The organism is Antarcticibacterium flavum (assembly GCF_006159205.1).
GTDB lineage: Bacteria > Bacteroidota > Bacteroidia > Flavobacteriales > Flavobacteriaceae > Gillisia > Gillisia flava.
Map to the genome: position 1 here is coordinate 3,782,379 of NZ_CP040812.1, position 13,304 is coordinate 3,795,682.

The following is a 13,304-nucleotide window of genomic DNA, read 5'->3' on the forward strand; positions in this document are numbered from 1 at the left end:
GTTGGATCCATATTCTCTCTTTTCGTAAATTTAATTGCAATTACTTATTCTTAATGAAGGTATAACTTTTTCCCGCGGTAACAAATGCTTAATTTTGCTTCAGATTTATAAAGCTTTTAGATGATGAGTATTGAAGCCCTAAAATGGCGGTATGCCACCAAAAAATTTGACAACGAGAAATTTTTACCTACTCATAAGCTGGAGGTGCTAAAAGACGCTTTTAACCTAACTGCGACCTCCTATGGATTGCAACCTATTAAAATGATCATAATTCATGATAAGGGACTTCAGGAAAAGTTGGTAAAACATTCCTACAATCAAAAACAGGTGGCCACCGCTTCTCATGTGCTGGTGATATGTATAGAGAAGCAGGTAGATAAGACTTTTATAGAAGAATACTTTAACAGGGTGCACAGCGTTAGAGCTACCCCTCCAGATGTTCTTCGACCTTTTCAAAATTCTCTAATTGGTGATTTTGAAAAGAAACACGTTGATGAAATTGCCCAATGGGCAACTAACCAGGCGTACCTCGCTCTTGGAACCCTGCTAACCGTTTGTGCGACTGAAGGTATTGATTCCTGTCCCATGGAAGGTTTTGATCCTGCCGGCTATGATGAATTACTGGGGCTGGGGGAGATGAATTTGGAATCTGTTCTTGCACTGCCGGTGGGGTATCGTGCGAGTGATGATATGTTTTCTGAATTTAAAAAAGTAAGACGCCCCCTTGAGGACGTCATCATCGAATTTCCTGTAGATCCTTCAATTAAAAGTAGAGGTTAAAAAAAAGGCTTATTTAGCCAATTAAGCTTTGGGAATACATTAGTAATTCACATATTCTGTGATCTCCAGGCCATATCCTATCATTCCAACTCGTTTTGTTTGAGCCGAGTTTGATAAGAGTTTGATCTTATGGATTTCCAGATCGTGCAGGATCTGGGCACCAATTCCAAAATCTTTTGTATCCATTATAATTGGGGGAGCTTTCATTTCTCCCTGCTTCTGGCGTTCCTTAAGTTCTGTAAGCCTTTTTAAAAGATTGAGAGACTGGCTTTCCTGATTGATAAATACAATAGCGCCCCTGCCTTCATCATTGATAGCTTTGAACATATCATCCAGTTTCTTATCCGCATTATTGGTAAGGGTTCCCAGAATATCGTTATTTACCAAAGTAGAGTTAACACGTACCATGATCTCCTCTGTAGGTTTCCAGGCTCCTTTGGTAAGCGCTATATGTATTTGATTATTGGTAGTTTGCTGGTAAGCCCTTAATCTAAAGGTTCCAAACCTTGTATTTATATCGAAATCCTCTTTCTTCTCAATAAGGGAGTCATGCTGCATACGATAGGCAACCAGGTCTTCGATAGATACAAGTTTGAGATCGAATTTCCTTGCCACTTCAATAAGCTGTGGTAACCTTGCCATAGTACCATCTTCATTCATAATCTCCACAATAACTCCTGCAGGTTGAAATCCTGCAAGCCTGGCAAAGTCAATAGCAGCCTCAGTATGCCCCGTCCTTCTTAACACTCCGCCTTCTTTTGCCTTAAGCGGAAAAATATGACCTGGACGGCTCAAGTCCATAGGGCGGGTTTCAGGATTGATCAGGGATTTAATAGTCTTTGCCCTGTCTGAAGCAGAAATACCCGTGGTAACTCCTTCGCCTTTAAGATCTACCGAAATGGTAAAGGCAGTTTCCATAGGATCTGTGTTATTGCCTACCATCATCTCCAATTTGAGCTCCTTGCAGCGCTCTTCTGTAATAGGAGCACAAATAAGTCCGCGCCCGTGGGTTGCCATGAAGTTGATCATCTCTGGGGTGACTTTTTCTGCCGCTGCGAGAAAATCTCCCTCATTTTCCCGGTCGATATCATCTACCACTATAATAACCTTTCCTTCACGAATGTCATCAATTGCTTCTTTAATTGTGTGAAGTACTATCTTATTTTTGGATGAGGTATGTTGCACGGTTTTCATTTTAAATATGAGGCTGCAAAGGTATTTAATCTATTCTGTTTCCTTCCTTGTGAAGGAGAGTTTTTTTAGGAATTTACCTATAGGTTCGGTAATATTACTAAAGCTTAACAGGCCCTGATCTGTTGTGGCCCGGTAAGTAAAGAGAATGCCCAGCGGCATCATGATAAGTGTCGAGAGCCAGGCTGCCAGCACAGGACTAATACTTCCATCCTCTGCACTGTTCTTGGCGAATATCCCTATAAAGTGGTAGGTAAGGAAAATAAGGATAGCAACCACCATTGGAAGTCCCATTCCTCCTTTTCTTATGATAGCCCCAAGGGGTGCTCCTACAAAGAACAATACCACGCAGGCAAAAGCCAGTACATATTTTTCATGTAAAGCGATCTCGAATTTATTGAGCTGTTTTACACTGTTCCTGAACTCCTGTTTCTTAATATTGACAGTTGCCACAAGTGCGTTCATAGATCCAAGACTAAGATTCACGATTTGGAGGCCTGTTTCGGTATCATACAGTTCAAGGACAGAGTTATCTATTTCCCTCACACTGTCACGGGGTGTAAAATTTGCAGCAATTTGTGAGGCTCCACTCCGGTTGTATATCACATTGGAGAATTTGAATTTTTCCTGCTGGTAAGCAGTGGAGAAGGAATCTATACTTTGATTAAGTTCAGATATCTTCAACATGTTCTGCGAATTCCTGTAATTTTCATCTGCCAAATCCACATCGTTGAAGCTGGAAATATCAATATTTATCACATATTCCTCAAAATAGCTTTTTGCAAATGGTTTATTGGCCCGTTTGGAAGGGTCATTCTGCGGGATCTCATCGTAGTAATTCCCGTCCCGCAGGATTAGGGATAAAACATCAGAATCTGTACTTCCCACCAGTTCTCCGCGGTTAGCCTTAATCACTTTTAAATTGCCACCCTGGTTGGATTTTTCGTGAATAATTACATCCTCAAGGAACTGATCATTATCACCTGTTTTTTTCTCAACCTTAATATTAAAAGTTCCCACCTCGTTGAATATACCTTCAGAAATGGCCATGGCAGGCTTTAACTGGGCAATGTTCTTACGCAGGTTAATGGATTTAAATTCTGCAGCGGGAATTACATTGTTGGCAAAAAAGAATGCGGTAAGACTAAGGAACAGAATAAAGAAAGTAAGGCTTCTCATGGCTCGCTGAAGGGAGATACCAGAGGATTTCATGGCGGCAAACTCATAATTCTCTGCAAAGCTTCCAAATACCATTATAGAAGTAAGAAGTATGGAAAGCGGAAGCACCAGCGGAATCAATTTTGGTGAAAAATAAAGCAGGAACCGTCCAATGATTCCTGCATCAAGATCCTTTCCTGCAAGTTCACCTATATACAGCCAAATGGTTTGGAGTACAAAGATGAACATGAGGATAATAAAAACAGTAAAGAAAGTCTTTAGGTAACTTACAAGTATGTATTTATCTAGGATCTTCAAAATTAGTCTAACCTGTTGATGTAGTAATCTTTGTACCTGTTCTCAGAAAAAGTGAAAAGGTTTTGAGCCAGAGGTTGGTTGTTCTTAAAGCTTTTTACAGTGATTGTGATCTTAGTACCATTGTCCTGAGTTTGGATCAGGTTGTAAATATGCTTGGTCTGGCTGTCAATTCCCAACAGGATATTTTTAACCTCTGCATTGCTGTCAATAGGAGTAAGTTTAATATACTGTATCTTACGACCTTTTACATCCTGGGCTATATCCCACTTATAGGTATAGCCATCCTCATAAAATGTGAACATTTTTGAAGGAGTGATATTATTCTCATCCTCCTCAACATAATTTGAAACATTAATTTCCTGGTCCTCAGGAATAATGGTGTATATCTTCTTACCGTCAAACAACTGGGTAGTACCCATTAAGTTAAGTACATACTTGTCTCCTTTAATACTTACATCCCCTCGCGTCTCCTGGTTAACATTTTCAGCTTTATTTTCAAGGGTGTATTTAAAATCAATCACCATGTTGTCATAGGATTTTACCTTAGAGGAAACTTCATTGAGCAGTGCCTTTGCTTTATCTGCATTTTGAGCATTTACCGCGAACATGGTTAAAAAGGCAATAAGGAAAATAGGTAATCTTTTCATTTGGTTTTTTTTAATATTGGTCTTCTTCATTTAGCAATTGTTCTAATGAAGCGATATCTGAAACCAAAACCTGCCTTGCCTTGCTTCCCTCGAAAGGTCCAACAACTCCTGCAGCTTCCAATTGATCAATAAGCCGTCCTGCACGGTTATATCCTAATTTCAATTTTCTTTGCAGTAAAGATGCCGATCCCTGCTGGGCTATTACTATGACTTCGGCGGCTTCGCGGAACAGTTTATCGCGTTCGCTTACATCAATATCAAGTCCTGTGCCACTTTCATCTGTCTCGTATTCCGGCAGGAGGTGAGCATCGGGATATGCCTTTTGAGAACCAATAAATTCAGTGATCTTATCTACCTCTGGCGTGTCAACAAAAGCACATTGTAATCGAATAAGATCATTCCCCTGGGTGAACAGCATATCTCCACGGCCAATTAGTTGATCTGCTCCCTGGTTATCAAGAATCGTCCTTGAATCTATTTTGGATGTAACCCTAAAGGCAATACGCGCCGGGAAATTGGCTTTAATAATACCCGTTATCACGTTTACCGATGGTCTTTGAGTTGCAATGATCAAATGTATGCCTATTGCCCTGGCAAGCTGTGCAAGCCTTGCTATTGGAGTTTCCACCTCTTTTCCTGCAGTCATAATAAGATCTGCAAATTCATCTACCACAAGGACTATATAGGGCAGGAATTTGTGCCCGTTCTCAGGATTCAGTTTTCTGGCCCTGAATTTTACATTGTACTCCTTGATGTTTCTAACCATTGCATCCTTTAGCAAATTATAGCGGTCATCCATCTCAATACAAAGGGAGTTAAGAGTATTGATAACCTTGGTATTATCGGTTATAATGGCATCTTCCGTATTTGGCAGTTTTGCGAGGTAATGTCTTTCGATCTTATTGAAAAGAGTAAGTTCCACCTTTTTTGGGTCTACCAGAACGAACTTAACCTCAGCAGGGTGTTTACAATATAACAGGGAGGTAAGGATCGCATTAAGTCCCACAGATTTCCCCTGGCCGGTAGCTCCTGCCATTAGGAGGTGAGGCATTTTTGCAAGGTCGACAACAAAGGTCTCGTTGGATATAGTTTTACCAAGTGCCATTGGAAGTTCCATCTCAGCATTCTGAAATTTTGGTGATGCAATGACAGAGCGCATGGAAACGATTGTGGAATTCTTATTAGGCACCTCGATCCCAATAGTTCCCTTTCCAGGAATAGGTGCGATAATACGAATTCCCAAAGCTGAAAGTGAGAGTGCAATATCATCTTCCAGGTTCTTGATCTTGGATATTCTTATCCCTGCTTCCGGGACGATCTCATACAAGGTTACGGTTGGCCCTACTGTGGCCTTTATTTGGGCGATCTCTATTTTATAATTCTTGAGAGTTGCCACAATGGTGTTCTTATTTTCCTCCAGTTCCTGCTGGTCTACTGTTATGCCCCCGCCGTTTGTGTTATAATCCTTAAGGAGGTCTATAGTAGGCCACTTGTAATTCTTAAGTTCCAGGGTGGGATCAAATTCTCCAAAATCCTTGACGAGTTTGTGGCTAAGAGTATCCTCAGCTTCTTCTTCCTCTGCCGTCTCGATTTCCATTTGCACGTCATCCTCCTCCTGGGATTTAGTAACTGGAGGTGCCGGTTGAGAAGGCTTGGGTTTATCTTCTTTTATTGAATAAGCAGCAGTTGCCTCTTCTTTCTTTTCAGCTGCCGTCTTTTCTACCCAGTCTTTTTCCTCGTGGGTTACTTGTGCGGCAGGTGCCTTGCTGGGTTCAGCCTGGGTCGTGAAGTCTTCAGTAACACTTTTTCTTTTTGAGCTAATAAACTCCCCCACCATCTCTGGGGTTATCTTTAAGCGTATTACGAAGTAGGCAATGAACATAAACGTAAGCAATAGCAGGGTGCCAATAAAGCCAATATAGTCCTGTAAATAATCATTTACTTCATAACCCACACGGCCACCTAAAAGAGAATTACTTTCAGCAAAAAAACCAAAGAAAACTGCCCACCATAACATCATTAAAAGGCCCCAAAACCAATAGGTAAAGAGGTTTTTCATTTTAAGATTGAAGAACAGGAATATACCGGTCACGGCTACAAGTCCCGCAAGGAGGAAGGCTGCCAGCCCAAAACCGCGATAAATGAAGAAATCGCTTACTGCAGCACCAAATTTGCTTAACCAGTTCCTGGTCTCTAACTCCCTGTTGCCCAGCTCCTGTAAGGTACTTTGATCTGCCTGCCAATTGAATAAAAAGGAAATAAAGGCAATGATCATTGCCAACCCAAGAAGCATGAGGAAACTTCCAAGCACTACTTTTTGCTGTCTCGAAAATTTAAAAGATGGCTTTTTTAAACCAGCGGTATTCTTCTTCTTTTTAGTAGAGGCTTTTTTACTTGCCATATTTTGATTGGGGAATTTCTGCAAAAATACTAATTAGCATCTGTCTAAAATAAATAAAAGAAACTCATTTTGAACAAAAGTATCTATTTACTTTATCTATCCAAATCTAACGAATTAATTCTTTAAATATTCCAGGAGAGAGGAGATGTAAAGAGGGAAAGCCTCAATATGTGGTAAGTGACCTACATCTTTTAGCTCCAAAAGGCTTGCAGCCGGGATTTTTTCTGCGGTAATTTTTCCAAGCTGGTCATACCTGCCCATTGATGCGCTTACATCCTGAGATACCAGGTTTTTTCCCAATGCTGTCCTGTCCCGGGTACCAATTAAAAGCAAGGTTGGTATGACAAGTTCATGAAACTCATAAACTACCGGCTGGGTGAAGATCATATCGTAAGTTAAAGCCGTATTCCAGGCAATTAAGGGATAATTCTCATTGAGTGTCCAGCCTGCCAGAAGTTTGGCCCATTGGGCGTATTCCTCATTCCAATCCCCATCATAATAATTCTCCTGCTGGTATTCTTTAATAGCCTTGTAATTTTTGTCCAATTCATTGGCATACCATTCATCAATTGACTGATAAGGAACCTTAAGTTTCCAGTCTTCCAGCCCTATGGGATTTAAAAGGATCAATTTTGTGGTTGTCTCCGGATACATAAGAGCAAACCTGGTTGCAAGCATTCCTCCCATGGAGTGCCCCATCACCACAGTACTGGGAATATTAAGTGATTCCAGTAATTTTTTTGTATTGAGGGCCAGCTGTTGGAAGCTGTATTGAAAATGTTTTGGTTTGGTGGATTTACCAAAACCAATCTGGTCCGGCACCAGGACATCATAACCTTCAGCTGTTAGAGTATCAATGGTTGTTTTCCAATAGGCACCGTTGAAATTCTTCCCGTGCAGGAGGGTAATTGTTTTGCCATTAGATCTTTCAGCTTTAATGAACATATAGGCCATTGACAACTTTTCCTGCTGTGCCTGTACCTCAAAAAAATCTATCGGATATGGGTATTCATAGTTTTCGAGATTTATTTCCCGCACTTCGATATTCTCCTGACCGAAATTAGGAAAGGATATAAGCAGAATGAGGAATAGTAATTTTTTCATGGCTGCTGCTTTAACCAAAAATGTAAGGGAGGTAAATAAAAGCTGCAATGATAACGGCCGTAAAAGCGGCGAAAAGTACCGCGCCCGCAGCCACATCCTTGATATATCCTATTTTAGTATGGAAATCGGGGTGCACAAAATCGGCTATGCCTTCAACGGCACTGTTGAGCCCTTCAGTACTAAGAACCAGGCCTATAGCAAAGATCTGGAACATCCATTCTGTAGTGGTAATATCAAAATAGAAACCTGCAATAGTAACCAGGATTGAAATTACCACCTGCACCTGTATACTTGGCTCAGATCGTATTAGGATCCATGCACCTTTGATCGCGTATCCCCTCCTCTTATTCTTTTTCCCAGGTAACTATTGCGCATTACAGCAGCGGTTTGAGAGCCTCCAGGTAATCTGGCTCATCATCTATATTTTCAACCTGCTGGCTATGTAAAACTTTTCCTTCTTCATCCAATACAATCACTGCTCTTGAAAGTAATCCTGCCCAGGGGCCATCCATCATCTCAACGCCGTAGTCCTTTCCAAAATCGCCCTGGCGGAAATCTGAAAGATTAATAACATTTTTAATGCCTTCAGCATCTTTAAATCTTTTTTGAGCAAAGGGTAAATCCCGTGAGATACAAAGCACTTCGGCATTATTTAGTTTAGCTGCCTTATCATTAAAATTTCTTACAGAAGTAGCACAAACAAAAGTGTCTATACTTGGAAAAATGTTCATTATTACTCGCTTTCCCTTGAAGTCCTTTAGGGTAACCGGGGTGAGATCCTCTTTTACAAGCTCAAAATGCGGTGCCTTTTCTCCTGTCTCCGGAAGATTTCCATAAGTATTAATTCTCTTATCTTTTATCGTGATCTGCGACATTGTTTTGAGTTTTTAGTATTGAATAGCTAAATTTACTGCTTATGTCATAGGCTTTTACTAAAATTATCATAAAAACAACAAGGGCCGATTTAAAATTTAAATCGGCCCTTGTAATGAATTAATCTTAAGGTTTTAGCGGTCTATAGACCCCATAACTTTTTGCATAAAATTGTTACAGGCATCTTTTTCCGGGGTACCTTCTTCTATCATTTGATGCACTTCAACGGCACCGCATAAATTGGAGATCAATTCTCCTATAACATCCATTTCCTCATCTGTAACAGAGCGGTGTTCTGTAAAACTTTCCAGAACTTCAATGGTATGCTGTAATTTTTCGGCATCGTTGTTACGCTGTAAATGTCTAATTACTGGCAACTTCATTTACTAAGTCTTTAAGAAGTTCAAATTTGTTGGTTTGAACCTGGTTAATTAAACTTCCATTTCTAAAAGTTGCAAAGGTTGGCAGGTTGTTCACGTTGGCCATTTTTCTGGATTCCGGAAATTTTTCAGCATCTACCATTATAAATTTAGCTTGCTCATTCTCCCCGGCCAGTTTTTTGAATTTTGGCTTCATAACTCTGCAGTTACCGCACCATCCGGCCATATATTGAACAACAATAGTATCACCTCCTGCAACTATATCATTCAAATTATCCTGTTCTAATTCCTTTACCATAATAGTGGGTTTTTTAGTTTGCGCTTGTGCTTAGGTAGGAAGCAACACCTTCACGGTTCGCGTGCATAGCTTCTTTTCCTTCTTCCCAGTTTGCAGGACAAACTTCTCCTTTTTCCTGTACGTGGGAGTAAGCATCGATAAGACGCATAAATTCTTTTACATTTCTTCCAAGTGGCATATGGTTTACACTCTCGTGGAAGATAGTTCCTTCCTCGTCGATAAGGTAAGTAGCTCGGTATGTTACGTTATCACCTTCTACAGTCACAGCTCCTGTTTCCTCGTCATATTGCTCGTTGGAAATATCAAGTATTCCTAACTGCGAGCTAAGGTTCCTGTTAGAGTCTGCAAGGATTGGATAAGTTACCCCTTCGATCCCGCCATTATCTTTAGCGGTGTTCAACCAGGCAAAGTGAACCTCTGCAGTGTCACAGGAAGCTCCTATTACTTTTACATTCCTTTTTTCAAACTCTCCCAGAGCTTCCTGGAAAGCATGTAATTCTGTTGGGCAAACAAAAGTAAAATCTTTTGGATACCAGAACAGCAATACTTTTTTGTTATTCTTTTGAGCTTCTTCAAGAACGTTTATCTTGAAAGTATCGCCCATTTCATCCATTGCGTTTACACTTAAATTTGGAAATTTTTTTCCTACTAAAGCCATATAAATTGTTGTTTAGGTTATTATTATTTTGAGTGTGCAAATTTAAGAAATCAATGCTCTCGTTAAGCTTTGAAAAATTCTAAATTCCTATTCTAAAATAGATTTATCTTATAGAAAATTTAAGCCTTAATAGGGTGATCTTATTGTTCGTTATGTAAGCCTTTGTTTCCTAGCTTTTTGAAGAAATCAGCTGCTTTATTTTAATATTTAAAGCTGCATATAGAAGCGTCGTGAACGGACTCAAATAATTAAAGAAGGCGTATCCAAAATAGGAGATCACGGGGACTCCTAATACCTGGCTGTGATAGGCTCCACAGGTATTCCATGGAATAAGTACAGAAGTCACTGTTCCTGAGTCTTCAAGAGTACGGCTTAAATTTTCCGGAGCCAGGCCTTTATCACGGTAAGCTTTGGCAAACATCTTCCCGGGAACTACAATTGCGAGGTATTGGTCTGATGCTGTTGCATTAAGAGTGAGGCAGCTAAAAACTGTACTGGCAAAAAGGCCAAAAGTCGTGTGGAACATATTAAGTAAGGCCTGGCTTATTCTTGCAAGAGCCCCAATAGCTTCCATAATTCCGCCAAAGACCATTGCACATATAATAAGCCAAATCGTACCAAGCATCCCGGCCATTCCACCTGAGGAAAACAGGTCATTGAGATCTTCGTTATCTGTCACCACAGCAGTGTCTACAGTGATAGCATTCATAATCCCGCGGTACCCGCTAATGAAGTCGAGATTATCTGTCCCTGCAATTTGTGCCACGATCCCCGGCTGAAAGATAAGAGCCGCCGCCGCACCTAATAGAGTTCCAAGCAGGAGTGCTATAAGAGGCGATACTTTTTTAATGATCAAAGCAATGACTATAACAGGTACGAGAAATAACCAGGGGGAAATATTGAAGGAAGATCTTATTGAATCCAGTATAACCGAAGTATCTGTGACGCCAGATACATCAAGGTTCAATCCTATAATGATAAAAACCAGGATAGTTACCGTAATTGTGGGAACGGTAGTAAGGGTCATATATCTTATATGGGTAAAAAGATCTGTCCCTGCCATTGCTGGGGCCAGGTTGGTGGTGTCGCTCAAAGGGGAAAGTTTGTCTCCAAAATAGGCGCCGGAAAGGATTGCCCCTGCCGTCATTCCTACAGATATTCCCAAAGCTTCTGCAATTCCTATAAGAGCTATTCCTACTGTTGCAGAGGTTGTCCAGCTGCTACCCGTGGCAACAGAGATCACAGAACATATTATCACACAGGCAGCCAGAAAGATAGTGGGATTTAAAATTTGCAGCCCATAATAGATCATGGTTGGGATAATGCCGCTCACCAGCCAGGTTCCTGCCAGAGCCCCAACCATAAGTAAAATAAGAATTGCTCCGGCGGTACTCTGTATATTATTGGCAACGGCATCTATCATATCATTATAGTCTACCTTATTAAAATAGCCTACAATTGCTGCTATGGCACCACCCAGGAGTAGCACGAATTGGTTTGAGCCGCTAAGGGAATCATCACCAAAGACATACACATTAAAACCCAGCATCGCCACCAGGGCAATGACAGGGATGAGTGCCTCTCCAATCCTTAAATCTTTATTTTTTATTATAGGTTCGTTCTCAAAGGAAGTATCCTGGTTTTCCATCAAATAGATTATATAATCAAGGGGACTAGAAGTTTTACTATCCCTGCAGATCTATGGTTGCTAATTTTTCGGTTATAATGTTACGATTTTCGAGGAAATTGGGCAAGCCTAAATATTAGAACCTGTTTCAGCATTGCATAAATGGAAAATAAGGTTGTGCGGGCAAAAGGGTCCTGATCGCTTTCACTTCTAATTTAGATTCAAAGTTAATATATGGAAAAGGATCACTTCTTAAAGAGCTTCGGCCGAATAGGAATTTTTCTTTTCTTTCTGAAGGTGAGGCGGATGTTCATTGAAAAATACTAAAAACTGAAGCCTTTCAGAAGTAGAGGGCCGAAACCAGAATCTTATCCTGAAAAGCGCAATGTTAACAGGTAAAAAACTTCAGAAGTTGTTCAGAAGAAAAGCCGGAAACACCCGAAGCCTACTAATAAAAAAGCCGGAAATTAAATTCCGGCTTTTTAAGATATATTGTCTAAATCTAAACTTCGACACTATTAAAAATTCCTACTTCTTCCATACACTCCTTCATCATTTCATACGTTCGTTCTATATCGTTATCCAGACCAATGGAAAATCTTATTAGCCCGTCGCTTAATCCCATTTCCTTTTGTTCTTCTTCAGGGATCTCAGAGGAAGTAGAGCTTCCCGGTGCGCTAAAGAGGGTTTTATAGAATCCCAGGCTTACCGCCAGGTAACCTAAATTCTTATCCTGCATTAGCTCCATAAGCTCATTGGCTTTATCCAGGCTTCCCACATCAATGGTAAGCATCCCTCCAAACCCATAATCTGCATTCATCATACTTTTGAACAATTCGTGGCTGGGGTGGGAAGTAAGTCCCGGGTATACTGTTCTAAGACCGTCGGCCTCAAATTTCTCAGCAAGGAACATGGCATTTTTGCTATGTTGCTTTATACGAATATGCAAAGTTCTCATATTTTTGAGGATGGAGGCAGATCTTAAACTGTCCATAGTTGGCCCCAACAGCATATTTGCGCCGTCATTTACACTGCGCAGGGAGTTGATGAAATCCTGGCTGGCACAGGTCACACCTCCCACGGTGTCACTACTTCCATTAATGAACTTGGTGAGGCTATGAATCACTATATCTGCACCCAGTTCCACCGGGGTAATGGAAAGAGGGGAGAAGGTATTATCCACTACCAGCGGAATGTTATATTTTTTCGCAATTTTGGCAAGCGCAGCAATATCTGCCACTTCCAGGAGTGGATTGCTAACAGATTCGCAATAAAGTACTTTAGTGTTCTCATTAATTGCAGCCTCTACCGATTCCAGCTTTGTAATATCTACAAAGGAGGTCTCAATATTAAGACGCGGAGCAAAATTTTTGAGGAAAGCATAGGTTCCCCCATATATTGTTCGGCTGGAAACTATGTGGTCCCCGGCCTGGCACAGTTGTAACAGAGTACCTGTAATTGCTCCCATTCCGGAGGCTGCAACATTGGCCGTCTCGGTACCTTCCATCGCTGCAAGGGCTTCCCCCAGGTAAAGATTGGAAGGAGAGGAGTGCCTGGAGTAGAGGTAACAACCATCTGCATTTCCTTCAAAGGTATCAAACATTGTTTTTGCTGAAAGAAAAGTATAGGTAGATGAATCGGATATTGAAGGGTTAACTCCTCCAAACTCTCCAAAATATTGAAGGTCCTGAATTTTATTGGCCGGTTTATATTTCATGACAGGTTGATTTTGATTATTAGTAACCAAATTTCAGCATAAACTGATAAATAATCAAGGCTATGGTGATTATTCAGAATATAAAACTACTAGAGTGACATTTATCTAAAAATTTATCTAAAAAAGTATATCTTCGAATTCTTAAACCGAAT

The 13,304-nt window shown here is 40.6% G+C and carries 13 protein-coding genes; 1 reads left to right on the forward strand and 12 read right to left on the reverse strand.

Going from position 1 to position 13,304, the window contains the following annotated elements; translation table 11 throughout:
* Positions 1 to 120: 120 nt before the first annotated feature.
* Complete coding sequence (locus tag FHG64_RS16675; RefSeq protein WP_139067453.1) at positions 121 to 780, forward strand: NAD(P)H-dependent oxidoreductase; 660 nt, start codon at positions 121 to 123, stop codon at positions 778 to 780.
* 39 nt (positions 781 to 819) lie between these two features.
* On the opposite strand, the gene ribB is transcribed toward FHG64_RS16675, so the two are convergent.
* From ribB to FHG64_RS16735, 12 genes are all read right to left on the reverse strand, one after another.
* Positions 820 to 1,974 carry a 3,4-dihydroxy-2-butanone-4-phosphate synthase gene (gene ribB, locus FHG64_RS16680; RefSeq protein ID WP_139067454.1) on the reverse strand — a complete coding sequence of 385 codons (1,155 nt, stop codon included), beginning with the start codon at positions 1,972 to 1,974 and terminating at the stop codon, positions 820 to 822.
* Between the two features lie 30 nt (positions 1,975 to 2,004).
* The gene (locus FHG64_RS16685) at positions 2,005 to 3,447 is read right to left on the reverse strand and encodes an LptF/LptG family permease (protein ID WP_139067455.1); all 1,443 of its coding nucleotides are present in this window, start codon (positions 3,445 to 3,447) and stop codon (positions 2,005 to 2,007) included.
* Between the two features lie 2 nt (positions 3,448 to 3,449).
* Positions 3,450 to 4,094 carry a LolA family protein gene (locus FHG64_RS16690; protein ID WP_139067456.1) on the reverse strand — a complete coding sequence of 215 codons (645 nt, stop codon included), beginning with the start codon at positions 4,092 to 4,094 and terminating at the stop codon, positions 3,450 to 3,452.
* A 10-nt stretch (positions 4,095 to 4,104) separates the two neighbouring features.
* The gene (locus FHG64_RS16695; RefSeq protein ID WP_139067457.1) at positions 4,105 to 6,495 is read right to left on the reverse strand and encodes a DNA translocase FtsK; all 2,391 of its coding nucleotides are present in this window, start codon (positions 6,493 to 6,495) and stop codon (positions 4,105 to 4,107) included.
* 114 nt (positions 6,496 to 6,609) lie between these two features.
* Complete coding sequence (locus FHG64_RS16700) at positions 6,610 to 7,599, reverse strand: alpha/beta fold hydrolase (protein WP_139067458.1); 990 nt, start codon at positions 7,597 to 7,599, stop codon at positions 6,610 to 6,612.
* Positions 7,600 to 7,609: 10 nt separating this feature from the next.
* Positions 7,610 to 7,876 (reverse strand): diacylglycerol kinase family protein, encoded by a 267-nt coding sequence (locus FHG64_RS16705; RefSeq protein ID WP_394344190.1) that lies wholly within the window; start codon positions 7,874 to 7,876, stop codon positions 7,610 to 7,612.
* A gap of 97 nt (positions 7,877 to 7,973) precedes the next feature.
* Positions 7,974 to 8,474: a thiol peroxidase gene (gene tpx / locus FHG64_RS16710; RefSeq protein ID WP_139067459.1), complete on the reverse strand. Its 501-nt coding sequence runs from the start codon at positions 8,472 to 8,474 to the stop codon at positions 7,974 to 7,976.
* Between the two features lie 132 nt (positions 8,475 to 8,606).
* The gene (locus FHG64_RS16715; protein ID WP_139067460.1) at positions 8,607 to 8,855 is read right to left on the reverse strand and encodes a DUF6952 family protein; all 249 of its coding nucleotides are present in this window, start codon (positions 8,853 to 8,855) and stop codon (positions 8,607 to 8,609) included.
* Entirely contained in the window at positions 8,836 to 9,150 is a 315-nt protein-coding gene (locus FHG64_RS16720) for a thioredoxin family protein (RefSeq protein ID WP_139067461.1), read from the reverse strand. The genes FHG64_RS16715 and FHG64_RS16720 overlap by 20 nt, the downstream gene beginning before the upstream one ends.
* A gap of 13 nt (positions 9,151 to 9,163) precedes the next feature.
* Entirely contained in the window at positions 9,164 to 9,808 is a 645-nt protein-coding gene (locus tag FHG64_RS16725) for a peroxiredoxin (RefSeq protein ID WP_139067462.1), read from the reverse strand.
* Between the two features lie 169 nt (positions 9,809 to 9,977).
* Entirely contained in the window at positions 9,978 to 11,456 is a 1,479-nt protein-coding gene (gene nhaC / locus FHG64_RS16730; protein WP_139067463.1) for a Na+/H+ antiporter NhaC, read from the reverse strand.
* A gap of 481 nt (positions 11,457 to 11,937) precedes the next feature.
* On the reverse strand, positions 11,938 to 13,152 hold the full coding sequence (locus tag FHG64_RS16735) for an aminotransferase class I/II-fold pyridoxal phosphate-dependent enzyme (RefSeq protein WP_139067464.1): 1,215 nt from the start codon (positions 13,150 to 13,152) through the stop codon (positions 11,938 to 11,940).
* Positions 13,153 to 13,304 lie beyond the last annotated feature (152 nt).

Coding starts and splice junctions, on each gene's coding strand:
- FHG64_RS16725 (WP_139067462.1), bottom strand. CDS start 9,808: ATGGCTTTAGTAGGAAAAAAATTTCCAAATTTAAGTGTAAACGCAATG.
- FHG64_RS16720 (WP_139067461.1), bottom strand. CDS start 9,150: ATGGTAAAGGAATTAGAACAGGATAATTTGAATGATATAGTTGCAGGA.
- FHG64_RS16690 (WP_139067456.1), bottom strand. CDS start 4,094: ATGAAAAGATTACCTATTTTCCTTATTGCCTTTTTAACCATGTTCGCG.
- FHG64_RS16715 (WP_139067460.1), bottom strand. CDS start 8,855: ATGAAGTTGCCAGTAATTAGACATTTACAGCGTAACAACGATGCCGAA.
- tpx (WP_139067459.1), bottom strand. CDS start 8,474: ATGTCGCAGATCACGATAAAAGATAAGAGAATTAATACTTATGGAAAT.
- FHG64_RS16735 (WP_139067464.1), bottom strand. CDS start 13,152: ATGAAATATAAACCGGCCAATAAAATTCAGGACCTTCAATATTTTGGA.
- nhaC (WP_139067463.1), bottom strand. CDS start 11,456: ATGGAAAACCAGGATACTTCCTTTGAGAACGAACCTATAATAAAAAAT.
- FHG64_RS16695 (WP_139067457.1), bottom strand. CDS start 6,495: ATGGCAAGTAAAAAAGCCTCTACTAAAAAGAAGAAGAATACCGCTGGT.
- FHG64_RS16700 (WP_139067458.1), bottom strand. CDS start 7,599: ATGAAAAAATTACTATTCCTCATTCTGCTTATATCCTTTCCTAATTTC.
- ribB (WP_139067454.1), bottom strand. CDS start 1,974: ATGAAAACCGTGCAACATACCTCATCCAAAAATAAGATAGTACTTCAC.
- FHG64_RS16675 (WP_139067453.1), top strand. CDS start 121: ATGATGAGTATTGAAGCCCTAAAATGGCGGTATGCCACCAAAAAATTT.